The sequence below is a fragment of the Kitasatospora sp. NPDC058048 genome, assembly GCF_042885555.1.
Taxonomy (GTDB): Bacteria; Actinomycetota; Actinomycetes; order Streptomycetales; family Streptomycetaceae; genus Kitasatospora; species Kitasatospora lactacystinica.
Window position 1 is genome coordinate 1 of record NZ_JBHVRT010000042.1, and the last position, 24,286, is coordinate 24,286.

General features: G+C 74.8%; 21 protein-coding genes and 1 pseudogene. 10 read left to right on the forward strand and 12 right to left on the reverse strand.

What is annotated here, in order from left to right; all coding sequences use genetic code 11:
- Positions 1-256: 256 nt before the first annotated feature.
- The gene (locus ACFVVA_RS33235; RefSeq protein ID WP_387694463.1) at positions 257-1,045 is read left to right on the forward strand and encodes an SDR family NAD(P)-dependent oxidoreductase; all 789 of its coding nucleotides are present in this window, start codon (positions 257-259) and stop codon (positions 1,043-1,045) included.
- Here ACFVVA_RS33235 and ACFVVA_RS33240 read toward each other — a convergent pair.
- Positions 999-1,910 (reverse strand): NAD(P)-dependent oxidoreductase, encoded by a 912-nt coding sequence (locus ACFVVA_RS33240; protein ID WP_387694464.1) that lies wholly within the window; start codon positions 1,908-1,910, stop codon positions 999-1,001. The genes ACFVVA_RS33235 and ACFVVA_RS33240 overlap by 47 nt on opposite strands.
- A gap of 155 nt (positions 1,911-2,065) precedes the next feature.
- Here ACFVVA_RS33240 and ACFVVA_RS33245 point away from each other — a divergent pair, with 155 nt between their 5' ends.
- Both ACFVVA_RS33245 and ACFVVA_RS33250 read left to right on the forward strand, forming a co-directional pair.
- The gene (locus ACFVVA_RS33245; protein ID WP_387694465.1) at positions 2,066-2,617 is read left to right on the forward strand and encodes a MerR family transcriptional regulator; all 552 of its coding nucleotides are present in this window, start codon (positions 2,066-2,068) and stop codon (positions 2,615-2,617) included.
- A gap of 4 nt (positions 2,618-2,621) precedes the next feature.
- Positions 2,622-3,395, forward strand: coding sequence for a GNAT family N-acetyltransferase (locus ACFVVA_RS33250; RefSeq protein ID WP_387694466.1), 774 nt, complete (start codon positions 2,622-2,624; stop codon positions 3,393-3,395).
- A 383-nt stretch (positions 3,396-3,778) separates the two neighbouring features.
- Here the strand turns inward: ACFVVA_RS33250 and ACFVVA_RS33255 are convergent, their stop codons facing one another.
- The 7 genes from ACFVVA_RS33255 to ACFVVA_RS33285 form a co-directional block, all read right to left on the reverse strand.
- A complete protein-coding gene (locus ACFVVA_RS33255) occupies positions 3,779-4,225 on the reverse strand; it encodes a hypothetical protein (RefSeq protein ID WP_387694467.1) in 447 nt (148 codons plus the stop codon).
- Positions 4,226-4,229: 4 nt separating this feature from the next.
- A complete protein-coding gene (locus ACFVVA_RS33260; protein WP_387694518.1) occupies positions 4,230-5,489 on the reverse strand; it encodes an amidase domain-containing protein in 1,260 nt (419 codons plus the stop codon).
- Positions 5,490-5,491: 2 nt separating this feature from the next.
- Positions 5,492-5,824, reverse strand: a complete 333-nt coding sequence (locus tag ACFVVA_RS33265) for a type VII secretion target (protein WP_387694468.1) — start codon at positions 5,822-5,824, stop codon at positions 5,492-5,494.
- A gap of 154 nt (positions 5,825-5,978) precedes the next feature.
- The gene (locus ACFVVA_RS33270) at positions 5,979-6,677 is read right to left on the reverse strand and encodes an ABC transporter ATP-binding protein (protein WP_387694469.1); all 699 of its coding nucleotides are present in this window, start codon (positions 6,675-6,677) and stop codon (positions 5,979-5,981) included.
- A 31-nt stretch (positions 6,678-6,708) separates the two neighbouring features.
- Entirely contained in the window at positions 6,709-7,500 is a 792-nt protein-coding gene (locus ACFVVA_RS33275; protein ID WP_387694471.1) for an ABC transporter ATP-binding protein, read from the reverse strand.
- 760 nt (positions 7,501-8,260) lie between these two features.
- Positions 8,261-10,318, reverse strand: a complete 2,058-nt coding sequence (locus ACFVVA_RS33280; RefSeq protein WP_387694472.1) for an ABC transporter permease — start codon at positions 10,316-10,318, stop codon at positions 8,261-8,263.
- A gap of 6 nt (positions 10,319-10,324) precedes the next feature.
- Positions 10,325-11,014: a hypothetical protein gene (locus ACFVVA_RS33285; RefSeq protein WP_387694473.1), complete on the reverse strand. Its 690-nt coding sequence runs from the start codon at positions 11,012-11,014 to the stop codon at positions 10,325-10,327.
- A 108-nt stretch (positions 11,015-11,122) separates the two neighbouring features.
- Here ACFVVA_RS33285 and ACFVVA_RS33290 point away from each other — a divergent pair, with 108 nt between their 5' ends.
- Both ACFVVA_RS33290 and ACFVVA_RS33295 read left to right on the forward strand, forming a co-directional pair.
- The gene (locus ACFVVA_RS33290) at positions 11,123-11,722 is read left to right on the forward strand and encodes a hypothetical protein (protein ID WP_387694474.1); all 600 of its coding nucleotides are present in this window, start codon (positions 11,123-11,125) and stop codon (positions 11,720-11,722) included.
- 4 nt (positions 11,723-11,726) lie between these two features.
- Entirely contained in the window at positions 11,727-13,211 is a 1,485-nt protein-coding gene (locus ACFVVA_RS33295) for an ABC transporter substrate-binding protein (protein WP_387694475.1), read from the forward strand.
- Positions 13,212-13,396: 185 nt separating this feature from the next.
- Here ACFVVA_RS33295 and ACFVVA_RS33300 read toward each other — a convergent pair whose 3' ends face one another.
- The 4 genes from ACFVVA_RS33300 to ACFVVA_RS33315 all read right to left on the reverse strand — a co-directional run bounded on the left by ACFVVA_RS33300 (position 13,397) and on the right by ACFVVA_RS33315 (position 17,525).
- Positions 13,397-14,557, reverse strand: coding sequence for a PP2C family protein-serine/threonine phosphatase (locus tag ACFVVA_RS33300; protein ID WP_387694519.1), 1,161 nt, complete (start codon positions 14,555-14,557; stop codon positions 13,397-13,399).
- A gap of 202 nt (positions 14,558-14,759) precedes the next feature.
- Positions 14,760-15,182: a MarR family transcriptional regulator gene (locus tag ACFVVA_RS33305; RefSeq protein ID WP_359904334.1), complete on the reverse strand. Its 423-nt coding sequence runs from the start codon at positions 15,180-15,182 to the stop codon at positions 14,760-14,762.
- Positions 15,183-15,269: 87 nt separating this feature from the next.
- Entirely contained in the window at positions 15,270-16,604 is a 1,335-nt protein-coding gene (locus tag ACFVVA_RS33310; RefSeq protein ID WP_387694476.1) for a M48 family metalloprotease, read from the reverse strand.
- Between the two features lie 138 nt (positions 16,605-16,742).
- On the reverse strand, positions 16,743-17,525 hold the full coding sequence (locus ACFVVA_RS33315; RefSeq protein ID WP_387694477.1) for a universal stress protein: 783 nt from the start codon (positions 17,523-17,525) through the stop codon (positions 16,743-16,745).
- Positions 17,526-17,894: 369 nt separating this feature from the next.
- On the opposite strand from ACFVVA_RS33315, the gene ACFVVA_RS33320 reads away from it, so the two are divergent.
- From ACFVVA_RS33320 to ACFVVA_RS33340, 5 genes and pseudogenes are all read left to right on the forward strand, one after another.
- Positions 17,895-19,133: a CapA family protein gene (locus ACFVVA_RS33320; RefSeq protein WP_387694478.1), complete on the forward strand. Its 1,239-nt coding sequence runs from the start codon at positions 17,895-17,897 to the stop codon at positions 19,131-19,133.
- A 580-nt stretch (positions 19,134-19,713) separates the two neighbouring features.
- On the forward strand, positions 19,714-20,460 hold the full coding sequence (locus tag ACFVVA_RS33325; RefSeq protein ID WP_387694520.1) for a 2,3-dihydro-2,3-dihydroxybenzoate dehydrogenase: 747 nt from the start codon (positions 19,714-19,716) through the stop codon (positions 20,458-20,460).
- A gap of 171 nt (positions 20,461-20,631) precedes the next feature.
- Positions 20,632-21,843 (forward strand): isochorismate synthase DhbC, encoded by a 1,212-nt coding sequence (gene dhbC / locus ACFVVA_RS33330; RefSeq protein ID WP_387694521.1) that lies wholly within the window; start codon positions 20,632-20,634, stop codon positions 21,841-21,843.
- On the forward strand, positions 21,840-23,519 hold the full coding sequence (locus ACFVVA_RS33335; RefSeq protein WP_387694479.1) for a (2,3-dihydroxybenzoyl)adenylate synthase: 1,680 nt from the start codon (positions 21,840-21,842) through the stop codon (positions 23,517-23,519). The genes dhbC and ACFVVA_RS33335 overlap by 4 nt, the downstream gene beginning before the upstream one ends.
- Positions 23,520-23,621: 102 nt before the next feature.
- Positions 23,622-24,239, forward strand: a pseudogene (locus tag ACFVVA_RS33340) (isochorismatase family protein); the annotation flags it as partial.
- Positions 24,240-24,286 lie beyond the last annotated feature (47 nt).

Consider the following 24,286-nt stretch of genomic DNA (forward strand, 5'->3'; position numbering starts at 1 on the left):
CCCGGCGCGGGGGCGCGGGGGCGGGGACCGTCCCGACGGTCCCGGCCGCCGCCGTTCCGGTTCTCCGCCGGCTTGGTCCTCGCGCTCCCTTCATGTCCCCTTCGCGGTCCCTTCGCGCCGCTTCGCGTCGTCCTGGGACCGCTCCAGGACCGCTCCGGGACTGTTCCGGGACCGCTTTTGCGCCGCCGACCGTCCGGATCCGGCGTACCGGCCGAAGAGCCCCGGCTCCCGTCCGTCGGCTGGATAGAGTCCCGCCATGGTGACTGTGAACGCGGAGAGCCCGGCGGGCGGGCGGCTGGCCGGCCGCTCCTGTGTGGTGACGGGTGCGGCCAACGGCATCGGGAGGGCGGTCGCCGAACGCTTCGCCCGGGAGGGCGCGTCGGTGGTCGCCACCGATGTGGACGCGGCCGGGCTGGACCGGCTGGCCGAACGGTTCCCCGGCGCCGTCAGCACGGTGGTCGGTGACGTGGCCCGGGACGAGGACGCCCGCCGGATGGTGGCCGCCGCCGTCGAGCGGCACGGGCGACTGGACGTCCTGGTGGCCAACGCCGGGATCATCCCCCTGATGGAGATCACCGAGGCCACCGCCGAGGAGTGGGACCACGTGATGGCGGTGGACGGCCGCGGTATGTTCCTCACCTGCAAGTACGCGATCGAGGCGATGACCGCCCAGGACCGGCCCGGCGGCTCGATCGTCTGCCTGTCCTCCATCTCCGGCGAGGCCGGTCAGCGCGGCCAGGCGGTGTACGGGCCCGCCAAGTTCGTCGCCTCCGGCCTCACCAAACACCTCGCCGTGGAATGGGCCGACCGCGGCATCCGGGTCAACGCCGTCGCCCCCGGCACCATCACCACCGCGCGCGTCGCCCGGCTGTACGACGAGCCCGGTGGCCCGGAGTACCTCGGGGCGATCGAGAAGCGGCACCCGATGGGGCGGCTCGGGGACCCGGCCGAGGTCGCGGCGGCCGTCCTCTTCCTCGCCTCCGACGACGCGTCCTTCGTCACCGGGGTCGTGCTGCCGGTGGACGGCGGGTACCTGGCGCAGTAGGGCCGCCGCCGGACGGCCGGTCCCTGGCGAGCAGCTCGACCAGGACGGACACTCCGTCCGCCCCGTGCCCGGCGCCGACCGCCGTCCGGGTGAGGGCGAGCGCCGCGTCCAGCACGGAGGTGTCCAGGCCGCGCGCCCGGGCGGTGTGCGCGACGTGCGCCAGACCGGCCTCGGCGGAGGCGAGACTGCTGCGGTCGCCCGGATGCCTGCGCTCGTCCGCGCGCTGCGCGTAGCCGTCGATCAGCGGCGGCAGCAGGCGCGGCAGGCCCTGGGCGTACGGGGCGAGTTCGACGCCGCCGATGCCCTCGGCACGGGCCAGCGCCAGGGCGTGCAGGTAGCCGTGCACGGTGGTCCAGAACAGGTCGAGCAGGGCGGCGTCGAAGGCGCTCGCCCGCCCCGGGTCCGCGCCCACGTGGCGTACGGTGCCGCCCAGTGCCCGCAGCGCCGCCTCGTGGGCGGCGAAGGCCTCGGCGTCGCCGCTCAGCAGGACAGTGCCCTCCGGGCGGCCGACGGTCGGGGTGGGGGTGAGGACCGCGGCGTCCAGGAGGCGGAAGCCCCGGGCCTCGGCGTCGGCGGCGTTCGCCCGCGCGTCGTCCGGGGAGACCGAGGTGGCGTTGACGACGGTCCGGCCGCGCAGCGCCGTTCCGGCCGCCTCCAGCACGCTACGGGCGGCCGGCTGGTCGCGGACGCAGAGCAGCGCGAGCGGGGCGTCCGCCACCGCCTCGGCGGCGCTCGCGGCCGACCGCGCGCCGAGGTCGAGCGGCTCGGCGTCCCGGCCCGGCGTGCGGTTCCACACGGTGACCGGATGCCCGGCGGCCCGCAGCGCCCCGGTGAGCGCCCGGCCCATCGGGCCCAGGCCAAGCACGGCAACAGCTGTTCGGGCAGGGGTGGTTGAGGAAGTTCGTTCGTTCGGCACGGCGGCTACGCTAGAGCTTCACGCCGACGGCAGAGTCAAGGCGCAGAGGCACGGTGGAACGTCGCGGCGGACGGCGCGGACGCTCCGCCGAGGAGGTGTCCGCGATGCGGATCGGAGAACTCGCCCGGCGCGCCGGCGTCACCCCGCGCGCCCTGCGCTACTACGAGGAACAGGGGCTGCTCGCCCCCGAGCGCCGCCCCAGCGGCTACCGCGAGTACGACGAGCGGGACGTGGACACCGTCCGGGGCATCCGCACCCTCCTCGCGGCCGGGCTCAACAGCACCGTGATCGCCGAGATCCTCCACGGCCTGCCGCTTCCCGGGCGGCGCCCGCCCGGCCCGACCTGCCCCGAGTTGCTCGCCGGCCTGGCCCGGGAGCGCGCCAGGATCACCCGACAGATGGACGAACTCGACCGGGCCCGGGGCCTGTTGGACGCCATCATGGGTGCTCGGGCGCCGGGCGAGGCGATCCGGTCCGGCCGGATCGGGGCGGCGGAGCGGACACCGGGCGCGGATGCTTCGCCCTCGGATGAGTCCCCCTCGGATGAGTCCCCCGCGGGTGCGTCTCCCGCGGGTGCGACCGCCGCCGGGGACCGTCGCCCGCGTTCGGCGGTACGGAAACTCGATGGCGCGCGCTCCCGGCTCGTGCTGGAGTGAGCGGATGGATCATGACGAGGTGCTCGCCCTGTTCGACGACCGGCTCCGGCGCAACGCGTCGCCCGACCCCGGCTGTCGCGTCGAACGCGACGGTGCGGTGATCCGGCAGGTGGGCTCGGAGCACAGCTGGAACGGTGTGGTCTGGTCCGGCCTGGACGAGGCCGGCGCGGACGCGGCGATCGCCGCGCAGGTGCGCCACTTCGCCGGACTGGGCCTGGAGTTCGAGTGGAAGGCCTACTCCCACGACCGCCCCGCCGACCTCGGCGCCAGGCTGCTGGCGGCCGGCTTCACCCCGGAGCCGGACGAGGCGCTGATGCTCGCCCGGATCGCGGACCTGCCCACCGACGCGGCCCTGCCCGAGGGCGTCCGGCTGCTCCCGGTGACCGACCCGGCGGGGGTGGACCTGCTGATGGAGGCCAACGAACAGGCCTTCGGCTCCGAGAACCCCGGGCTGCGCGCGCGGTTGCTCGACCACCTGCGGCACGGCAGCTCGACCGTCAGCATGGTCGTCGCGATGGCCGGCGACCGCCCGGTCAGCGGCGCCCGGATGGAGCTGGTCCCGGGCACCGGGTTCGCCGGCCTCTGGGGCGGCGGCACCGCACCGGACTGGCGCGGCCGGGGCATCTACCGGGCCCTCATCGCCCACCGGGCCCGGCTCGCGGCCGAACTCGGCTACCAGTACCTCCAGGTCGACGCGAGCGACCAGAGCCGGCCCATCCTCCAGCGCCTCGGCTTCGCCTGGGTGAGCACGACGACCCCTTACGTGCACCAGCCGTAGGCCCCGCCGAGGGCGGCCGAGGGGGCGGGAGCCGAGGGGCCGGGAGTCGAGGGCGCCGGGGCCGGAGGGGCCGGGACCTGGGAAACTGGGCCGATCGGCAGGGGAGCACGGGGGTGCCGCTGCTCAGGATGTGCCGTTCGGTACATGCGGGGGAGGGCCGGCCGAGGTCATCGTTGAGGCACCACGAGCGGGGACCGTCCGAGTCCCCGGGGAGGAGCCTCGGCGTGTTCGACCTCTACCACCCGCGCGTCCTCGGCACGACGGCCGTCGTGCCCGCCGCCCTCGGCGGCTTCGCTCTCAGCTTCGGTCTCGGGCTCGGCCTCGGTCTCCGGCTCGGTCTCGGGTTCGGTCTCGGCCTCGTGCGCCGGGTCACCCGGCGGCGATCAGGCCGGGAGCCGTGTCCGGGGCACCGCGGCCGGATCGACCGCGTCCGTGAGCGGGCCCTGTCCGAAGCAGCTGCTCCGCTGGGCCCCGGTGTCGTGCACGGCGGTCTGCACCAGGGCGTACTGGAACGGCACCCCGATCACCGCCAGCGGCAGCAGTACGCACAGCAGGGCGTGCCCCGGGCCGATCCGGAACGTCCTGCGGCGCACGGCGGTGACGAGCTGCCAGCCGCCCCAGCACACCGAGACGACGGCCAGCCCCAACCCCGCCCAGGCGAGCGGCAGTACGGGCGCCGGGGCGCCGGGGCTGTCCTGGCAGCGGCTCACGAGCCCGTGGATGTCGCCGTCCGCGACCAGCGTCGGCACGCCGCACGCCCACCCGAGGCAGGCGAGCAGCAGCGGGCCGCCCGCCCGGAGCCACCGCGGGGAGCGCTGTTCTTCACTCATACGCCTAGTACCAGTCCGGATTCACGCGGACGAAGTGCAGCTTCTGGTGCCCGCGCTGCTCCTGGAAGCTGTCGATCCGGCCGCCCATGCTCGCGTTCTGCTGGCCGCCGCTGTGCTGGGTGTAGCGGATGTCCCCGTCCGGGGTCACCGCCGTCACCACCGCGGTGTGGTGGACGACGCCCTTTTTGTCCTGGGAGTCCTGGTCGGAGTCCTCCTCGTAGTAGACGATGTCCCCGGGCTTCACTTCGCCCGGCGGGACCTCCTGACCGCCGTGGCGCAGCATGAAGTCGTGCATGTTCTGTGCCCCGGCCCAGCTCTTCGAATAGTCGAGCCGCTGGTCGAGCCAGTCGCCGCCCGCGTCGTCGCTGCGTCCCCAGGTGTCGTCCCCGCGCCAGCCCCACCACTGGTCCCACTTGGCGTGCACGCCGCCCTGGCGCAGCGCCTCGGAGGCGAAGTTGGTGCAGTTGTCGTCGAAGACGTCGATGGTGGTGTCGTTCCAGTGCTCCAGCGCCCACTGCACCGTCTTCACCCGGTCGTACTTGGCGTTGGGCCCGCCGCGCAGGCCCACCTTCACGTCGTCGGGGATGCCCGGGAGGTTGGCGAGGGTCACGGGGTCGGAGAGCATCAGCTGCTTGTGCTGGTTGTCGGTCAGTGCCTTCCACCAGTCGGCGACCAGCCGGGGGTCCTGCCCGCTGGGGATGCCCCCGGTGTACATGGACAGTTCGGTCTGCGAGGCTTCGCGCTGGAGCTGGTCCAGCGCCTTGCGCGGGTCGGTCTCGCAGGTCGCGGCGGCGAGCTTGCGCAGTTCGGCGGAGGCCAGCTTGTCGGCCTGGGCGGCCTCGCGCAGCGCCTCCTGGAGCATCGCGTCCACCTCCTGGACGGCGTTGTCGTTAGAGGCCGCCGCGCCGCCGCTGCCGTGGACGGTGGCGGTGGTCTCGTCGACGGTGAGGCCGTACTGCTGGGCCATGTCCAGGGCGGAGTTCAGGGTGAGCTTGGCCCGGGTGATGCCGGCGCTCAGCCCGTCGAGGATCATGACGACGCCGCGCATGATGTCCGCGCCGGCCTCCAGGATCTGGGCCTGCTCCTGGAGCTTGCGGCCGGCGGCCTCGCCGACCTTGTCCTTCCAGTTCTCCTTGAGCGGGTCGACGCCGTTGGCATGGATGTCGTTGACGGCCTGCCACGCCTGCTTGGACAGGGCGAGCCAGGAGCCGGCGGCGGCATCGACGTCGATGCTGTTGGCGGCCTTGAGCGCCGCGATGGTCATCGTCACGGCTGCTGCCCCGGTTCCGTGCCCCCGAGGTCACCGAGTGCGGCGTCGAGGCGGCGGGCGTACTCCTGGTCGGCCTGGTCGTAGGACTGCGCCGACTCGTGCAACTGTGAGGAGTACAGATGGAGTTGATCGACGACCGACTTCACGTGGGCCTGCCAGGCGTCGGCGCAGTCCTTCAGCGCCGGACCGGATTCCCAGGCCGACATCGCGTCGGCGGCCGTGTGGCTGTTGTCGAGCCAGTGCCCGACGGGGCCGAAGGTCTTGGCGGCCTCCGTGAGGCCGTTCGCCGACTGCCGCAACGCATGTGTCTGGACGTGGATGTGGTTCACGGTCAGGTCCCCCTACCCGGCTATGTCGATCCCGATCGACATGGGTGCGGCCATCGTAACGACCGGTTTGGAAGGGAAAGGTCATCCGAAAGTCATGAGAAAGTAATTCAACAGGGCTGGTCGCCTTGCTTCCTGTCGGATAGTGGGCAGTCGGTCACCGGCGCGGAAACCGAGCCTCGTCCGGACCGGGCGGGAGGAGGCCGCCCGGGAGGATCTCCCCGGGCTCGCCGGAGAACACCACCTCGCCCCGGTGCAGCACGTGCACCACCGCGGCCCCGGCCAGGGCGTGCGGCAGCGACTGCGCGGCGAGCACGACCGTACGGCCGTCGGCGGCGCCGGCCAGCAGGTGGGCGTGCAGCCGCGCGGCGACGGCCGGGGCCAGGCCGCGCTCCGGCTCGTCCAGCAGGAGCAGAGCGGGCCGAGATGCCAAGGCCCGCCCGACAGCGACGAGTTGCTGCTCGCCACCCGACAGGACGCCGGCCCGGCGGCCCAGCAGAGCGATCAGCTCCGGGAACAGCTCCAGCACCTCGGCGCGCCCCGGCCCGCCCAGGAGCAGGTTCTCGGCCACGGTCAGCGAACCGAACACCCCGCGACCGGCCGGGACCACGGCCAGACCCCGCCGCACCCGCTGGTACACCGACAGCCCGCCGATGTCCCGGCCCCGCCAGAGCGCCCGCCCGCCGGCCAGCGGCACCACCCCGGCCAGGGCGTGCAGCGCGCTGGTCCGCCCGGCCCCGTTGCGGCCGAGCAGGACCGTGACGGCGGCGGACGGGAAGTCCAGGTCGACACCGTGCAGCGCCTCCAGCGGGCCGTAGCGGACCCGGGCGGCACGAAGGGCGGCTTCGACGGGCATCAACCCACCTCGGAGGTCGGGCGGTTCGGCATCATGTGGCGGCTCCCCACGCCCGGGTGACCCGAGGATCGGCCAGGACGGCCGCGGCCGGTCCGGCGGCGACCACCCGGCCCTGCGCCATGGCGTAGACGGCATCGGCGAGTTCGGCGACCAGTTCGGCGTCGTGCTCGACCAGCAGCAGCGCCATGCCGCGCTCGGCGAGGCCGCGCAGGACGGACACCAGGCGGGCCGTCTGCGCGGCGTCGAGGCCCGCCGCCGGTTCGTCCAGCAGCAGCACCCGGGGCTCGCCCGCCAACGCCCGTGCCAGCTCCACCAGGCGCAACACCCCCGTGGGCTGCCCACCGGCCGGTTCGGCGGCGATCTCCTGCAAGCCGAACAACCGCAGCGCGCGAGCCGAACGTTCGGCGGCCGTCCGGGCGTCCACCCGCCGGGCGTACTGCTCGGCGCCCACCCGGACGTTGTCGGCCACCGAGAGGGTCGGAAAGACGGCGATCTGCTGGAAGGTTCGCCCGAGCCCCAGTCGCACCCGCCGGTGCGCGGGCAGCCCGGTGACGTCCCGCCCGCCGAGCAGCACCCGCCCGCCGTCGGGCCGCACCGTCCCGGCCAGACAGTCGAACAACGTGCTCTTCCCCGCCCCGTTGGGCCCGATCAACGCGGTGATCCGCCCCGCCCGCGCCACCAGGTCCACCCCGCCCACCGCCTCGATCCCCCCGTACCGCCGCACGATGCCCCGCGCGGTGAGTCGGGCGGTGGGGGCAGTGGCGCTCATGGTCGTGCCCCGTGCGCTGCGGAGCGGCCTGCCGTTGGGGGGCGGGGTGGTCATGGCAGTTCCTCCGGTGCGGTGATCTGCGCCGTGCGCGTGCGTGTGTGCGTGCGCTTGCCGGATGACGATGCGCCCGTGCGGCCGGCCCCCCTGCCCGCGGTCGGCCGGTGCGCTGCACTGTCCGTTGCGGTGAGCAGCTGGTGAGCAGCGGGTGAGCGGAGAACCGCGGGACCGCCCTCGCTGCGGTGCCCATCGCTCGCATCCGCTGGACACCGCCCGGCCCGTGAGTCCCGCGAGTTCCGCGAGTCACGGGTCGCTCGTGGCTGTGACTCGCCGGTGGCTTCGCCGGGTGGCTCAGACGGCCCTGCGGTACCGCCCGACGGGTTGGGCGCAGACGGGTTGGGCGCAGGGGGGACCTGGCGATCACGGCCGTCCCGCCTCGCGCGGTGATCCGCCGTGGGCTCGGCGGCAACCACATGGGGTTGAGTGGGCCCGCCGCAGCTCGCCGCCGCCGCGCCGCTGTTCCGGAGCGTGCGTGCCCTGGCCCGCCGGGCTCTGCCTGCCGTGGTCCGACGGCGACAGCCGTCCCTCCTTCTGCGGGCCGTGCGACAACAGCTGTCCGCGGCCGAGGGGCTTGCCGGCCCTTGCCGTCCCGGTGTGCTGTGCGGGAGCCGTCCCGGCCGGCCGTGCGCCCGCCCGCCGAACTGCCCATCTGCCCATCTGCCACCCGGCCCGGCGGCTCGGTGGTCCTCCTCGCGGCCGGGGCCCCCGAAGGTTCCGCCGGGTCGCCCGACGGCCTGCGTGGTGGTGGAGTCGGGGGTCATCGTCGTCCGTCCCGTGCGATGAGGGCCCGTAGTCGGCGGCCGGTCGGGGTGAGGCGGGACGCGGGGAGAGGGGCCGTCGGGGGCGGGCGGCGGCCGGGGAGGGGGATGGCGGCGAGTCCGCCGGGGAGGCGGCCGATCGTGGCGGCGAGGACGCCGACGGCGACGGCGGAGACTCCGGCGACGGTGCCGGCGTCGAGGCCGATCAGGAGGGCGGCGGCGAGGACGGCGGCGAGGGCACTGTCGGCGCCGGCGACCATGACGGCGGCGAACCAGAGGAGGCCGCGCACCGGGTCGAAGGCGGTGGGGTCGAAGGCGCGTCCGGCGAGACCCATCAGTCCGCCGCCGAGAGCCGCCAGCGCGGCGCCCGCGACGAAGGCGAGGAGCTTGAGGCCAGGGACGTCCACGCCGGCCGCGACCGCGCCCGGTTCGTGGTCCCGCATGGCGGTCAGTGCCCGGCCGAGGCGGCCCCGGTGCAGGGTGCGGACGGTGAGCAGGCCGAGGCCGAGGAGGAGGAGCTCGGCGAGGTAGAAGACGCGGTCCCCGGTCAGGAAGGCGGGGCGGTCGAGCACGAGCCCGGTGGTGGCGTACGGCTGCTCGAAGACGAACCGGCTCATCGCCGTCCCCACCGCGAAGGTGACCAGGGCGAGGGCGAGTCCGCGTCGGCGGATCGCGGGCCACCCGACGAGCAGCCCGAGCGGGGCGGTGACCAGGACGGCGAGCAGCAGCGCCGGCACAGCGGGCAGGGGCGGAAGGCCGGGGACCCGGCCGGACATCAGCAGTGCGGTGCCGAGGGCGCCGAGGCCCGCGTAGCCGGCCTGGCCGAGCGAGATCTGCCCGCCGTAGCCGGTGACCACGACGATGGACAGCAGGACGAGCGCGAGCGCGGGTACGAGCAGGGCGTTGCGCAGGTCGTTGCCCCGGAAGCCGAGCGGCAGCAGGAGCAGCACCAGGCAGACGGCGCCCGCCAGCCGTCCACCGCCTCCGCCACTGCCCCTGTTACTGCCACGGCCTCCGTCACGGGCCCCGCCCGCGCCCGCGCCCCCGCCCGCGTTCTTCGTACGGTGAGCGGCCGGCGGCGCCGTTCCGGCCTCGGTCCGTTCGCCGGTGATGCCCGGTCCGGCGAGCAGGGCGGTGGCGAGCAGCGCGATCACGAACAGGTTGGATTGCACGGCCTGGACCAGCGGCAGCAGCTGTCCGGACGGCCGCAGCCGGGTGAGCTCGGCCTGGGCGATGCCGAGCCCGAGCCCGGTGGCGATCGCGACCGGGATGCTGCGCAGCCGGGCGGCGACCGCGACGGCCATGGTCTCCATCACCAGCAGCGGCAGCCCGTACGGGTCGAGCAGCAGGTACGGCGCGAGGGCGATGCCGACCAGCCCGGCGGTGAAGGTGCCGAAGGCCCAGCCGGCGGCGGAGACCCGGTCGGCGTCGACCCCGGTGAGGGCGGCGAGGCGGCGGTCGTCGACGACGGCGCGCAGCCGGAGGCCGAGGCCGGTCCACCGGGTGGCGGCGAGCACGGAGAGGCCGAGGACGAGGATGGCGGCGAGCTGGGCGACGGTGTCCGGCCGCAGGCTGTGCCCGCCGGGAAGCCGGATCGGGGCGCCGCCGAGTGCGGAGGGTGCGCCGGCCAGTGGCGCCGGGCCCCACAACAGGACGGCCAGGCCGATGAGCAGAACGAACACGCCGATCCCGGCCACCATGGTTTCGGCCGGGCCGGCGCCGCGCCGCTGCAGCGGGCGGTAGACCAGGAGGTCGAGCAGCACCCCGAGTGCGGGGGCCACGACCAGCAGGCAGCAGGCGACGGCGGGCCAGACCGGCCAGTGCCGCACCACGACGAGGTCGCGCAGCAGGTAGGCGATGGCCATGGCCTGGGCGCCCTGAGCGATGTTGAGCACGCCGGTGGCGCGGTGGCAGACGACCAGGCCGATGCCGCTGAGCGCGGCGGCGGCGCCGACGGTGAGTCCGGCGAGGGCGAGGTCGACGGTGAGGTCGAACGAGCCGGAGGAGGAGGCGAGGGCGGTGACGGTGGTGACGGCGTCGAGGGGCGACGGGCTCATGGGCGGTCAGCCGTCCGGCGGGGCGGATTCGCCCGGACGGGTGGGGCCCGGCCCGGCGGCGGCGGACGGCGAGCAGAGCGGGCAGGGTGTCAGGCCCCGGGCCCGGACGGCGTTCGCGTCCACCGGTGCGGCCAGGTCCTTGCCGGTGACCAGCGGGCAGTCCGGCCGGTGGTAGCGGGTGCCCTCGGGGACGGCCAGCCACCGGGCGTCATCGGTGACATCGGCCTCGCCGGCCTCGTTGGCCTGCCCCGAACGGTCGGCCTGTCCGGAACGGTCGGCCGGGTCCGGTGGAGCGGGCCCGGCGTCCGGTTCGACCAGCAGGTCGTACAGCCGCTCCACCCGTCGGTCGGTCAGATCCGTGCGCTCCGACGGGGACGGCGGTCGCAGTGCGACCAGGAGGGTCCCGGACACGATCAGTGCCGCGCCGGGGATGGTGGACGAGGCCAGGTAGGGGACCTGCTGCTCGACGAAGCGCTCACCGGAGGTCCCGTACCAGCCGAGCACGCACAGCACGGCGCCGGCCGCGGCGAGCAGCCAGCCCGCCCACTCCCGGGCGGTCCGCAGCGGCCGAGTCCGACGGAACCCGTCCCGGAGGAACCCGTGCCGGACGGCGCGCAGCGGGCGGCCGCCGCGCCGGACGGGCGAACCCTCCGGGGCGTTACGGGTGATTTCTCCGTCGGATTGTGATTCGTCCATGGATCCGCCTTCATGGTGTCACTTGAGACGTTTCCAGGATCGGCCTGGAACAGCATCCGGGACACGGAGAGCGGGGCCCGGGCGGCGCAGTCGAGAGGGAAGACCACCATGCACGTGACGCGAAGCGGCACCCCCGAGGACGGCGGCCGGGCCCGGCGGGCGGCGAGCGTCCTGCTCGTCCTGCTGCTCGCGGGTACGGCGGCGGCGTGCGGCAGCGACGGCACGTCCGGCTCGGCGGCCACCTCCCCGGCGGCGACGGGTGCCACCGTCACGGCGACCGCCACCGAGTCCGCCCCCGCGACGGCCACCGCCACCGCTACCGCCACCGGCACGGCCCCCGCCGACCCGGCCGCCGCGAAGGGGGAGATCACCACCAACTGGGAGAAGTTCTTCGACCCCGACACCCCGATCGCCGACAAGGCCAAGCTGCTCCAGGGCGGCGACGAACTGCTCCCGGCGCTCCAGGGCTTCGCCCAGGACCCGAGGGTCGGCCAGGTGCAGGCGAAGGTCGCCGACGTCGCGTTCACCGACGCGAGCGACGCGACCGTCACCTATGCGCTCTCGCTGCAGGGCAACGTGGTGGAGCCGAGCGCGACCGGCCAGTCCGTCCTCGACAACGGCACCTGGAAGGTGTCCCGCTCGACCCTGTGCGGTCTGCTCGTCCAGGCCGGCGGGCCCACGGCCACCCCGATCCCCGGCTGCAGCTGACCGGATGCGGCCGACCGCCCCGCCGCGCCGCCGGGCCGACGACGCGCTCCCGCGCCGGTGGCCCGGCCATGTCCCGGGGACGGTCCGCCCGGACCGTTCCCGCGGCGCCCTCACCGCCCGCTTCGCGGTCCTCCTGCTGCCCCTCGCCGCCCTGCTCGCGGCGCTGCTCACCGGCTGCGGCACCCGGCTGCCGGCCGAGGCCTTCACGACCCGCCCGACCCTCGCGTCCCCTGCCGGAGCCACCGGAGCCACCGGCGCGGCCGGGAGCGGCAACCCCGCCTCCGACACCGGCGTCACCGCCACGGAGATCAGGATCGGGCTGGTCACCTCGCTCACCAGCCCGGTCGGCAGCGAGGTGTTCAGCGGTCCGCGCTACGGCGCCCAGGCCTTCTTCCAGGCCCTCAACGACCGCGGCGGCCTGCACGGGCGCACCGTCCGGCTGGTGACCTGCGACGACGGCGGCAGCGGGGTCGGCAACCAGGACTGCGTGCACCGGCTGATCGACCGGGAACACGTCTTCGCCTTCGTCAGCGGCAGCGTCCTCGACTACGCGGGCGCCCCGTACGTGAGCGGCAAGGCGGTGCCGGACGTCGGCGGCCAGCCGATCGGCACGGAGTACGACCGCTGGCCGCACCTCTACGGGATCTACGGCAGCGCCGCCCCGCGCGACGGGCGGTCGGTCGGCTGGAACGGCACGCTCTACCAGAGCACCGAGGTCTTCCGGTTCTTCAAACAGCGACTGGGCGCGACCAGCGCCGCCGTGGTCGCCTACAACCAGGCCGACTCGACACGTTACGCCGGACAGCTGAAGGCCGGGCTGGAGGCCGAGGGGTACCGGGTGCTGCTCCAGACGGTGGACTTCGCGCTGCCGAACTTCCAGGCGGTGGCTGCGGCGGTGCACGCCGACGGCTCGCAGCTGCTGTTCGACGCGATGGACTCCCGGGGCAACGCGGCGCTGTGCCGGGCGCTGGACGAGGCCGGGGTGACGGTGGCGGCGAAGGTCACCAACGTGCAGAACTGGTCGGAGACGGTGCGCACCGACTACGCCTCCTCGCCGGACTGCCGCAACGCGCTGTGGGCGACCTCGTCGAGCCTGAACTACGAGGACGAGCAGTACCCGGCGGTCCACGACTTCCGGACCGCGATGGCCCGCTACCACCCGGACCGGGCCGCCCTGCTGTCCGCCTGGGAGCTGGAGGGCTGGGCGGGTGCGCAGTGGCTGACCGACGCGCTGGACTCCTGCGGCGCCGCGCCGACGCGCTCCTGCGTCGAGGCGTTCATGAACCGCGCCGAGCCCTACGACGCGCACGGCTTGATCCTTCCCGCCTCCTTCGTCCCGCAGCCGCCTCCCACGGGGCCGACCCGGGCGTGCCTGAACGCCGCTCGTTGGCAGGACTCGGCCCAGAGCGGCCAGGGCGGCTGGGTCACCCAGGTGCCGTCGATGACCGCGAACTGCTTCGACGTGCCGCAGTTGCCGTACAAGCCGTAGCGCAGGGTCCGATCGACAGCAGACAGCAGACAGCAGACAGCAGACAGCAGACAGCCGGCAGCCGACGGACTTCAGCTGACAGCTTTCAGGGAACAGCTTTCAGATGACGGATAACAGATAACAGATTTCGAAATCTGTCATCTGTTATCCGTCATCCGTTACTTGTCGTTGTCGGTCGCCCGCGCTCACGGCAGCCGCTCGACCACCACCATGGCCGCGTCGTCGTCCAGCCTGCCGCCGACGTGCGCGAGCAGATCGCGGCGCAGGCTCTGGAGCAGGGCGGTGGGGCGCTCGGAGTGCCAGGCGGTGACGCGTTCGGTGAGCGGGTAGAAACGCCGCTGGGCGTCGCGGGCCTCGATCACGCCGTCGGTGTAGATGAGCAGCCGGTCGCCGGGCCGGAACGGGAAGGTCTCCGCCTCGTACCGCGCCGGCGCGAGTTCGCCGAGGCCCAGCGGCGGGGAGGGGTGGTGCGCGGCGAGGGTGGTGATGCCGCCGGCGCGCAGCAGCAGTGGGGGCGGGTGGCCGCAGTCGATCAGGCGGACAGGGGAACCGTCGTCGGGGATGTCGAGCAGGACGGCGGTGATGAAGGATTCTCCGGCTTCGCCGCTCTCCTCGGGGGGCTCCTCGGGCGAGGGGAGGGGCAGGGCGGACAACGCTTGCAGGCCCTGCCGCTCACGCCGGTCGCGGCGGTCCCGTCGGGACTGTTCGGCGAGCTGGGCGAGGTCCCAGCTGACACTGCCGTCCAGGTAGGCCGCCAGGTCGGGCAGTTCGGCGTGCAGGTGGGCGGCGGCGCGGAAGGCGCCGAGCAGCAGGGCCGCGTCGCCGAGCGAGGACAGTCCCTTGCCGCGGACGTCGCCGACCAGCAGCCGGGTGCCGGTGGCGGTGCGGGCGGCCGCGTACAGGTCGCCGCCGACCTGTGCCTCGGCCTCGGCGGCCAGGTAGACGGAGGCCAGGTGCAGCGGTCCGATCCGTTCCGGCAGCGGGCGCAGCAGCACCCGCTGAGCGGCCTCGGACACCGAGCGCACCCGGGCCAGCTCGCGCTCGTGCCGCTCTCGCAGCACCCGCAGGCCGACGATCAGCACCGAGACGATCAGCTGCGCGCTCAGCTGGGTCTCGATGTTCGCGCTGGTCAGGCTGTCGCGGACGGCGCCGATGACGGTCAGCGCGGCGAACGCGAGCGCGGCGACCGCGGCGGTGGCCCGGGGTCCGGCGAAGGAGGCGGTGAGGGCGGGGGCGACGATCAGCAGCGGGCCGAGGTGGATGTCCGGCGGGGAGAGGATGTCGACCACGGCGATCAGCACGATCAGCGCGAGGGTGAGCGCCGTCAGCACCCGGCGGTCGGGCAGCCAGGCGCGGCGGCGGTCGGGGGGATGCGTCGCGTTCGAGCGGTGCGGCGCATCGGGACGCTGCCGGAGGGGCACTCCTCCTCTGTACACCGTGGAGGCGGCGGGGCGCACCCGGAAGGGCTCGGCCGGCCCCTTCGGCCGGCTCTCCGGTCGGCCCCTTCGACCGGCCCCTTCGGCCGGTGTTCCGGGTGACTCCCCCAGGTCAGCCCTCCTGGCCGTACCGGGCCAGGTAGTCGGCGAAGCGGGCGACGTCCTCGTCGGACCAGTCGGTGAAGCGCGCGGTGAAGGAGAGCCGGCGCTGCTCGTTGGCGTCCCGCAGCAGGGTGAGGCCGGCCTCGGTGGCGCGCAGGATCTGGCCGCGCTGGTCGTCCGGATCGGTCTCGCGGGCCAGCAGGCCGAGCTTCTCCAGGGCGGTGACCTGGCGGCTGACGGTGGACTTGTCGAGCATGAAGTGCGCGGCCACGTCGGCGGCCCGGCAGCCGCCGCGCTCGGTGATCAGGTCGAGGATGCTGTAGGTGACCAGGGAGAGGTCGGGGTGCAGCTGGGAGGCCTTGTGCCGGGCGCGGCGGGCGAAGGCGGTCAGCTCGCGCTGGATGGTCTCGATGGACGACTGGCGGCCGGGCACGGCGTTCCTATCTCCTCGATATTTGTTGCACTATACAACGGATTTGCCCGGGATCGCACGCTGCTCCGGTGCTCGCCGCTCCGGCGCTCATCGCCCTGCTGCCCGTCGCCCCGCTGCCCGCCGCCCCGGCGCTCGCTGCTCCGGTGCGGCCCGCCAGGCGCGGGCGGCGGCGATCCGCCTGGTCGCACTCGGGTGAGTGGCGAACAGTAGCTCAAGCACCCTCGGCGGGTCGACATCCGAGACGTTCGCCACGGCCAGTCTGCGCTGCATGGCCACGAACTGCTCGACGTCCCCGGTCAGTTCGAGTGCGTGCCGGTCCGCCCTGGCCTCGATCCGGCGGCTCACCGCGCACTGCGGTGGCCCCGACAGCGCGCCCAGCAGCGCCGCGAGCGCCGCCAGCAGCGGCAGCGCCCGGGGGTCCGCCGCGTCCGTTGCCCCGGCCGCGTCCAGCAGCGGCGGCCACGTGGCGAGCAGGCCGAGGACGGCCACCGCGACGGCCGCGCCGACCGCGCCCAGCGCGGTGCCGACCGGCACGTCCCGGTGCTTGACGTGGCCCAGCTCGTGCGCGACCACCAGCTCCACCTCGCGCGGCTCCGCGGTGGTCAGCAGCGTGTCGTACGCGACGATCCGGCGGGTCGCCCCGAACCCGGAGACGTACGCGTTGAGCGCGGTGGTGCGACGGGAGGCGTCCGCGACCAGGACGTCCCGCACCCGGACGTCGTCCCGCTGGGCCAGTGCGAGCAGCGCGGTGCGCAGCTCCCCGGGGGGCATCGGGGAGAAGCGGTTGAACACCGGCTCGATCAGCAGTGGATGGAGGAAGGAGAGCGCGGCCGTCAGCAGCGCCGCCGCGCCCGCCGCCGGCAGCCACCAGCGCTGCGGCGACCAGGCGGTCAGCGCGAACAGGCCCAGTGCGAGCGGGAGGACGAGGACGAGGGTGAGCGCGAGGCCGCGTACCGCGTCCAGCGCCCAGCCGGCCCAGCCCTGGGTCACCAGCCCGTAGCGGGCCCGGACGGTCCGCGCCCCGGCGCCGAACGGCAGTTGCAGCGCCTGGCCGAGCACCACCAGGGCCGCCGCGCCGGCCAGTACCCCGGCCGTCCGGGAGCCGCCGAACCACCCGCCGACGGCGGTCACCAGGGCGGCACCGGCCGGGGTGAGGCCGAGCAGCAGGGTCAGCGCCAGGCCCGCCAGCCGTCCGCCCAGTGCCCACGGCAGCTGGGCGCGGCGCAGCGCGCGGCCCCGGGCGCGCTCGTCGGGGGTGAAGTCCGGTGCGGGGGCTTCGCCGGGCGGGGCGCACGGGGACGCCGCGGTCCCGGACGCCGTGGTCTCGAAGGGCAAGGTCTCGGAGGCCACGGCCTCGGGGATCGCGGCCTCGGGGCTCGGGGGTTCGGCGGCCGGGGGTTCGGGGGCCGGGGTGGTGTCCATGGCGGGGTGCGGCTCTTCCGGTCGGGTCGCGGGCGGGGCGGTACGGCGGTTCAGCGGTGATTCAGCGGTGATTCAGCATGGCGTACCCGACGGGGCGATGCGCATGCCGCGGCCCGGCGGTCGCCCGCGGGCGGCGGTTCACTCCTCGGAGGGCCCGGTGGCGCCGTGGACGCCGGAGCGCAGCAGTTGGTGGCCGAGGTCCACCAGGGCGCGGCCGACCGCGAACTCGTCGCCGACGGCGGGGGCCGGGGCGTCGCGCGGGTTGCGGCGGGAACGGGCGTCACTGTGCAGCACGTCGCCGTCGGCGTTCAGCACGGCGTGCACCCGGGTGGTGTCCTCGTCCTCGACCACGTGCAGGCTGAGCTGCCAGTCCTTGGTGCGCACGGCGCCGGGGGCCGACTGCTCGACGCCCTCGCCGCCGGCCTCGGCCGGCGACGGGGCGGCCACCGTCCCGTCGGCGCGGACGATCACCACCGGGCAGGCGCCGTGCACGGCGCAGCGGGTGGACACCGAGCCGAGCAGCGTCCGGGCGAAGGTGCCCCGGCCCCGGCTGCCCAGCACCAGCAGGTCGGCCCCCTCCGCCGCCTCCAGCAGTACCTCGGCGGCGTGGCCGAGCACCAGGCTCTCCCGGACCTCCACCGAGCGGTCCGGGCCGAGGATCTCGTTGATCTCGGCGCTCAGCGTGCGGCGGGCGGTCCGCTCGAAGCCGTCGTCCACCATCGGCGCGAACCACCCGTACAGCGAGGGGTACTCCCAGGCCGCCACCGCGTGCACCGCCGCGCCGGTCAGCACGGCCTGGCCGACCGCCCAGCGCAGAGCCGCCTTCGACGGCCCGGAGCCGTCGATCCCGACCACGATCCGGTGCTCCCGGGTGAGGGACGGGGGACTGCCGCCCACGGCGGAGATCTGATTGCTGCCCATCACGCCACACCTCCCGGCCTTCGGCGCGGGACTCGCTCCCTGCACACCACGCTGCGCGCCCCGCCCGCCTCCGCGCCAGGGACACGGTGGCCGGGTCGGCCGGGGCCATTGGGACGGTCGGGCCAGGGGTCCGTCCGGCGACCGGCCGTCGATGCCGGGCCCTCGATGCCGGGCCCTCGATGCCGGGCCGGTCATGCCGGGCCGTCGATGCGCGGCCGGCGGTGTCCGCCGGTCGATGTCCGGCCGTCGATGCCCACCCCGGCCCGGGGGTGTCCCTTGTGGCCGGAATGTTGCGGGCTCGGGTCCGGATGGTGGTGATTCGGTGGCGTAGGCTGACCGCTCTTGCATCATCCTCGGGGGGATCCACTCATGCGCCGTGTCGCGGCCGCCGTCGCGCTGCTCGTCGGAATAACCGCCGTCGCCGCCTGCGGGCCGGACGACCCCGAACCGGCCCCGGCCTCCGCCGCCCCCGTCCCGCCGTCCTCGGCGCCGGGCGGCTCGCCCACCGGCACGGCCCCGGGCAAGAGTGCCCCGCCCCGGCCCGACGGCACCATCACCGTCGCGTTCGCCGGGGACGTCCACTTCGAGGGCCGCACCGAGGCCCGGCTGTCCGTCCAGCCGCCCGAGCCCGCGCTCGGCCCGATCTCCCGCACCCTCGCCGACGCCGACCTGTCCGTCCTCAACCTGGAGACCGCGATCACCGGGCGCGGCGCCCCGGAGCCGAAGACGTACACCTTCCGCACCTCGCCCAAGGCGCTGTCGGTGCTCAAGGACTCGGGCGTCGACGTCGTCTCGATGGCCAACAACCACGCCGTGGACTTCGGCGCCGACGGCCTCACCGACACCCTCGCCGCCAAGGACTCCTCGCCGATCCCGGTGGTCGGCTTCGGACGCAACGCCAAGGAGGCGTACGCCCCGTACGTCACCACCGTGCGCGGGGTGAAGGTCGCGGTGGTCGCCGCCAGCCAGGTCGAGGACCTCACCAACCAGAAGTGGCGGGCCGGTGCCAACAAGCCGGGCATCGCCTCGGCCCTGGACGTGCCGGCGCTGGTCAAGGCGGTGGAGACGGCCAAGCAGCAGGCTCCGGTGGTGCTCGTCTACCTGCACTGGGGCGACGAGGGCAAGGCCTGTCCGACCGGTCCGCAGACCACCATCGCCAAGAAGCTCGCCGGCGCGGGCGCCACGGCCGTGGTCGGCACCCACGCGCACACCATGGTCGGCTCGGGCATGCTCGGCAACACCTACATCGGCTACGGCTTCGGCAACTTCCTCTGGTACGGCACCTCCAACTACCCCAACTCCAACGAGACCGGCGTCACCACCCTCACCCTCACCGCCGACGGCAAGGTGACCGGCGAGGCCTTCACCCCGGCCACCATCGACGACAAGGGCATCCCGGAGCCGGTCAGCGGCGCCACCGCCGAGGTCGCCCTCAAGCGCCGCGACGGCCTGCGCGGCTGCACCGGCCTCTCCCCGGCCCCGGCCGGCCCCGGCGCCCCGGCTGCCGGCTCAACGGCCCCCACCGCTCCGGCGACGACCCCCACCGCTCCGGCGAAGGCCCCTTCGGGTCCCGCGAAGGCAGCCACCACCCCCGCCGTCCCGCGTTAGCCCGCGCTGGTCGGGCACGAGGAACTGACGACCGAACGGCTCTCCCTGCTGCGCCCGCCGAGGGCGACATCGACGCCGTCCTCGCCGTCCACCGGGACCCGGCCACCTGCGTCCACAACCCCTGATCGCCCGTGTCCGCCCGGAGAACCTCGCCTCCCGGTGCGTCGCCCTGCGCGCAGGCCCGCGCCGCGCGGAACACCTCGACGGTGAGGGCTGTGACGGCTTCGACCTGATCTTCGCGAGCCGCCTGCCGTAGGGACCCGCCGGACACTGCCACCACGTCCACCGGCACCACGGGCACGACCGGCGCCACTGCCGCAGACGCCGAGGCCGCGGGACATCGCAGACGCAGACGCAGACGCAGAAGCCGCCCGCCCCGGTCCGGGGGCGGGCGGCTTTCTCGTGTTCGGGGGCGCGTTCGCGGTGCGGAATGGCCGCCGCGGGACCGGCGGGAGCGAGTTGACGTTCGCACAGGCTCTCGATGCAGACGAACAGCTGTGTTAGGTTAGGCTTGCCTAATCTTGCTGGTCGGAGGGGATGTCCTGTGCAGCAACAGTCCGAATTCGCCGGTGCCGTCGCGATGGTCACCGGGGCCGGGCAGGGCATCGGCGCGGCCGTGGTGCGGGCGCTGGTGGCCGAGGGAGCCGTCGTCGCGGCGGTGGACCGCAACCGTGGGGGGCTCGACGCCCTGGTGGCCGAGCTGCCGACCGTGCGTCCGTACGTGCTCGACGTGTCCGACGCCCAGGCCGTGGACGGCGCCGTGGAGTTGATCGAACGCCAACTCGGGCCGATCGGCACGCTGGTGAACGTCGCGGGGATCCTGCGCACCGCACCGGTGGTCGAACTCTCCGACGGGGACTGGGCGGACACCTTCGCCGTCAACGCCACCGGCGTCTTCCACACCGGTCGGGCCGTCGGCCGTCGGATGGCGGACCGCGGGCGCGGGGCGATCGTGACCGTCGGGTCCAACGCCGCCGGGGTGCCGCGGGCCGGGATGGCCGCCTACGCGGCGTCCAAGGCGGCGGCCACCATGTTCACCCGCTGCCTGGGGCTGGAACTCGCCCGGTCCGGGGTGCGGTGCAACGTGGTGTCGCCCGGTTCGACCGACACCGAGATGCAGCGCGCGCTGTGGGGCGAGGACGCCGAGGCGGCCGAGCGCCGGGTGATCGAGGGCGACCCGGGCGCCTGGCGGGTCGGCATCCCGCTCGGGCGGATCGCCGCCCCCGCCGACATCGCGGAGGCGGTGGTGTTCCTGGCCTCCGAGCGGGCGCGGCACATCACCATGCACGACCTGTACGTCGACGGCGGCGCGACCCTGCGTGCCTGATTGGGGCTGGGCGGTGCCGATCGGCGCCCCGCCCGTCCCTCCTCCTCGCCCGCGCTCCCGCTCCTCCCTGCCCCCCGCTCCCCGCCCTCCCGTTGCTCCTCGTCCCCCGTAGAACCGTCCCAGACTGGAGAGACCGCCGTGACCACGGTGCACCACGCCCCTGCCGGGCCGATACCCGCCGGGCCCGACGCCCCGGCGACCGCCCTCGCCGAGGGTCCGGACCACGCCGTCATCGGCGCGGCCAGCGGACTGCTCGGCCAGTACCGGGCCGGCTCCGACGAGGCGTTCTTCGCCTCGCCGACCCGCACCCTGCTCGGCTCCGGTGTGCACGCCCGGGTGCCCCAGGACGGGCGGCCGCTGCCGGTGCGGGTCGCCGAGACGCTGGCCGGGGCGGGCCGGGACGGGGTCGAACGGCCGCTGGTGGTCGGCGCGGTGGCGTTCGACCGGGACAGCCGGGTCGAACTCGCCGTGCCCGCCCGGGTCCGCACCGCCGGGGCGCTGCGCGACGACCCGCTGATCGCGCTGCCCGCGCCGGCGGCCGAGCGGATCGACTGGCGGATCGCCCCGGTGCCCGCGCCGGAGGCGTACGGCGCCGGTGTCGCGGCGGCCGTCGAGCGGCTGCGCGGCGGGGAGTTGAGCAAGGTGGTACTGGCCCGGACGCTGGAGCTGAGCGCCGCCGAGCCGCTCGACCTGCCCGCCATCCTGCAGCGGCTGGCCCGGCGCGACCCGGGCGGTTACACCTTCGCCGTCCCGTCCGGCGGCGGCCGCACCCTGATCGGCGCCAGCCCCGAACTCCTGCTCTCCCGGCGGGGAACGGCCGTGCTCGCCAACCCGCTGGCCGGCTCGGTCCCGCGCAGCGAGGACCTCGGCGAGGACGTCAGGCGCGCCGCCGCGCTGCTGGAGTCGCCCAAGGACCTGCACGAGCACGCCGTCGTGGTGGACGCCATCCGCGAGGCGCTGGCGCCGTACTGCCGCACCCTCGAAGTGCCCGAACGGCCCACCCTGGTACGGACGGCCGCGATGTGGCACCTGGCCACCACGATCCGCGGCGAGCTGGCCGACCCCGCGGTCTCCGCCCTGGAACTGGCCTGCGCACTGCACCCCACCCCGGCGGTCTGCGGCACGCCGACCGACGTCGCACGCCGGGTGATCGGCGAGGTCGAGCCCTTCGACCGCGGCCTCTACACCGGCATGGTCGGCTGGGAGGACGCGACCGGCGACGGCGAGTGGGTGGTCACCATCCGCTGCGCCGAGGCGCAGGAGCGGACGCTGCGGGTGTACGCCGGCGCGGGCGTGGTCGAGCAGTCCCGGCCGGAGGCCGAACTCGCCGAGACCAGCGCCAAGTTCCGCACCTTCCTGGACGCCGCGGGGGTGGCCCGGTGACGCCGCTGGAGACCGCACGGGCAGGCTTCACCCCGTACCCCGCCGAGTTCGCCGAGCGCTACCGGGACGCCGGGTACTGGCGCGGCGAGACCTTCGGGCGGATGCTGCGCGAACGCGCCGCCGCGCACGGCGGGCGGATCGCCGTCGTCGACCCGGGCGGTCACTCGGTGGCGGCCGCCGAGCGGCGCTGGACGTACGCCGAACTCGACCTCCGGGCCGATCGGATGGCCGCCGGGCTGCTCGCCCGCGGCATCCGGGCCGGCGACCGGGTGGTGGTCCAACTGCCCAACGCCGCCGAGTTCTTCGAGGTCGTCTTCGCGCTGTTCCGGATCGGCGCGCTGCCGGTCTTCGCGCTGCCCGCCCACCGGTACGCCGAGATCGGGTACTTCTGCTCCTTCACCGGGGCGGTCGCCTATGTGGTGCCGGCCGTCGAAGGCGGTCACGACTACCGCGAACTCGCCACCCGGGTGCAGGCGGAGAACCCCGCGCTGCGGCTGGTACTGGTGGCCGGCGAGGATCCGGGCGAGCACGTCCGGCTCGCGGACGTGCCCTGCGACGGTCCCGGACCGGAGGCCTTCGGCGGGGAACCCGGGCCCGGCGACGTCGCCTTCCTCCAGCTCTCCGGCGGCAGCACCGGCGTGCCGAAGCTGATCCCGCGCACCCACGACGACTACATCTACTCGCTGCGCGGGTCGGTCGAGCTCTGCGGGCAGGACCGGGACAGCGTGTACCTGTGCGTGCTGCCCGCCGCGCACAACTTCCCGCTCAGCTCACCGGGTTCGCTCGGCACGCTGTACGCCGGCGGCCGCGTGGTGCTCTGCCCGCAGCCCGCCCCGGAGACGGCCTTCCCGCTGATCGAGCGCGAGAGCGTGACCATCACCGGGCTGGTGCCGCCGCTCGCACTGCTCTGGCTGGACGCCGCCGAGCGCGGCGCCCGCGGGTACGAGAGCCTGGAGGTACTGCTGGTCGGCGGCGCCAAGTTCAGCGAGGAGGCCGCCCGGAGGGTGCGGCCGGTGCTGGGCTGCACGCTCCAGCAGGTGTTCGGGATGGCCGAGGGACTGGTCAACTACACCCGCTTGGACGACCCGGAGGAGCTGATCACCACCACCCAGGGCCGGCCGATCTCGCCGGACGACGAGGTCCGGGTGGTGGACGACCAGGACCGGGACCTGCCCGACGGCGCCACCGGCCACCTGCTCACCCGCGGGCCGTACACCATCCGCGGCTACTGGAACGCGCCCGAGCACAACGCCGGCTCCTTCACCGCGGACGGGTTCTACCGCACCGGGGACCTGGTCCGGCGCACCCCGACCGGCCACCTGGTGGTCGAGGGCCGGGCCAAGGACCAGATCAACCGGGGCGGCGAGAAGGTCGCCGCCGAGGAGATCGAGAACCACCTGCTCGCGCACCCCGCGGTGCACGACGCGGCGGTGGTGTCGATGCCCGACCCGTACCTGGGCGAGCGCACCTGCGCCTACGTGGTGCTGCGTGCCGGGCACCGCGAAAACCCGCCGAAGAGCGTCGAGTTGAAGAGGTTCGTGCGGCAACGCGGGCTCGCCGAGTACAAGGTGCCGGACCGGGTCGAGTTCGTCGCCGCCTTCCCGGCCACCGGGATCGGGAAGGTCAGCAAGAAGGACCTGCGCGCCGCGATCGCGGCTTCGCTGACCGGCCGCTGACCGCCCGCCGATCGGCCGCCGAGCGCCCGCGGATCGGCTGCCGACCGCCCGCCGACCGCCCGTTGCCCCCCACACCGCCACGTCTAGCTAAGGAACACCACCGTGGGCCTGCCCCGCATTCCCCGCTATCCCATGCCCGCCGCCGAGGAGCTGCCCGCCAGCCGGGTCTCCTGGACGGTGGACCCGGCGCGCGCCGTGCTGCTGGTGCACGACCTGCAGAACCACTTCCTGGACGCCTTCGACGCCGAGGCCGCGCCGGTGCCCGAACTCCTGCACAACGTCTCGGAGTTGGCCGGTGCGGCGCGCGCCGCCGGCGTCCCCGTCGTGTACTCGGCGCAGCTCGGCGGGCAGAGCCCGGCCGAGCGCGGGCTGCAGCAGGACTTCTGGGGCCCGGGCATCCCGGACGACCCGCGGGCCACCGCGATCGCCGAGGCCGTGGCCCCGGAACCGGTGGACACGGTGCTCACCAAGTGGAAGTACAGCGCCTTCGTGCGCACCGAGTTGGAGCAGCTGCTGCGCGAGCAGGGACGGGACCAGCTGGTGATCACCGGCGTGTACGCGCACATCGGCGTGCAGGCCACCGCGTGCGACGCCTGGATGCGGGACGTGCAGGCCTTCGTGGTGGCCGACGCGGTCGCCGACTTCGGCCCGGAGGAGCACCGCGGCGCGCTGGCCTGGGTGGCCGGGCGCTGCGGGACGGTCACCACGGCGAAGGCCGTGCTCGGGGCGCTCGCTCCGGCCGCCCCGGGCGCTTCGGATGTCCAGGG

What these genes read in the sequence shown, in the direction of transcription:
- ACFVVA_RS33310 (WP_387694476.1), bottom strand. Translation starts at nt 16,604, where the DNA reads ATGGACACCACCCCGGCCCCCGAACCCCCGGCCGCCGAACCCCCGAGC.
- ACFVVA_RS33295 (WP_387694475.1), top strand. Translation starts at nt 11,727, where the DNA reads ATGCGGCCGACCGCCCCGCCGCGCCGCCGGGCCGACGACGCGCTCCCG.
- ACFVVA_RS33275 (WP_387694471.1), bottom strand. Translation starts at nt 7,500, where the DNA reads ATGACCACCCCGCCCCCCAACGGCAGGCCGCTCCGCAGCGCACGGGGC.
- ACFVVA_RS33285 (WP_387694473.1), bottom strand. Translation starts at nt 11,014, where the DNA reads ATGGACGAATCACAATCCGACGGAGAAATCACCCGTAACGCCCCGGAG.
- ACFVVA_RS33255 (WP_387694467.1), bottom strand. Translation starts at nt 4,225, where the DNA reads ATGAGTGAAGAACAGCGCTCCCCGCGGTGGCTCCGGGCGGGCGGCCCG.
- ACFVVA_RS33320 (WP_387694478.1), top strand. Translation starts at nt 17,895, where the DNA reads ATGCGCCGTGTCGCGGCCGCCGTCGCGCTGCTCGTCGGAATAACCGCC.
- ACFVVA_RS33325 (WP_387694520.1), top strand. Translation starts at nt 19,714, where the DNA reads ATGGTCACCGGGGCCGGGCAGGGCATCGGCGCGGCCGTGGTGCGGGCG.
- ACFVVA_RS33315 (WP_387694477.1), bottom strand. Translation starts at nt 17,525, where the DNA reads ATGGGCAGCAATCAGATCTCCGCCGTGGGCGGCAGTCCCCCGTCCCTC.
- ACFVVA_RS33235 (WP_387694463.1), top strand. Translation starts at nt 257, where the DNA reads ATGGTGACTGTGAACGCGGAGAGCCCGGCGGGCGGGCGGCTGGCCGGC.
- ACFVVA_RS33260 (WP_387694518.1), bottom strand. Translation starts at nt 5,489, where the DNA reads ATGACCATCGCGGCGCTCAAGGCCGCCAACAGCATCGACGTCGATGCC.
- ACFVVA_RS33245 (WP_387694465.1), top strand. Translation starts at nt 2,066, where the DNA reads ATGCGGATCGGAGAACTCGCCCGGCGCGCCGGCGTCACCCCGCGCGCC.
- ACFVVA_RS33280 (WP_387694472.1), bottom strand. Translation starts at nt 10,318, where the DNA reads ATGAGCCCGTCGCCCCTCGACGCCGTCACCACCGTCACCGCCCTCGCC.
- ACFVVA_RS33270 (WP_387694469.1), bottom strand. Translation starts at nt 6,677, where the DNA reads ATGCCCGTCGAAGCCGCCCTTCGTGCCGCCCGGGTCCGCTACGGCCCG.
- ACFVVA_RS33250 (WP_387694466.1), top strand. Translation starts at nt 2,622, where the DNA reads ATGGATCATGACGAGGTGCTCGCCCTGTTCGACGACCGGCTCCGGCGC.
- ACFVVA_RS33290 (WP_387694474.1), top strand. Translation starts at nt 11,123, where the DNA reads ATGCACGTGACGCGAAGCGGCACCCCCGAGGACGGCGGCCGGGCCCGG.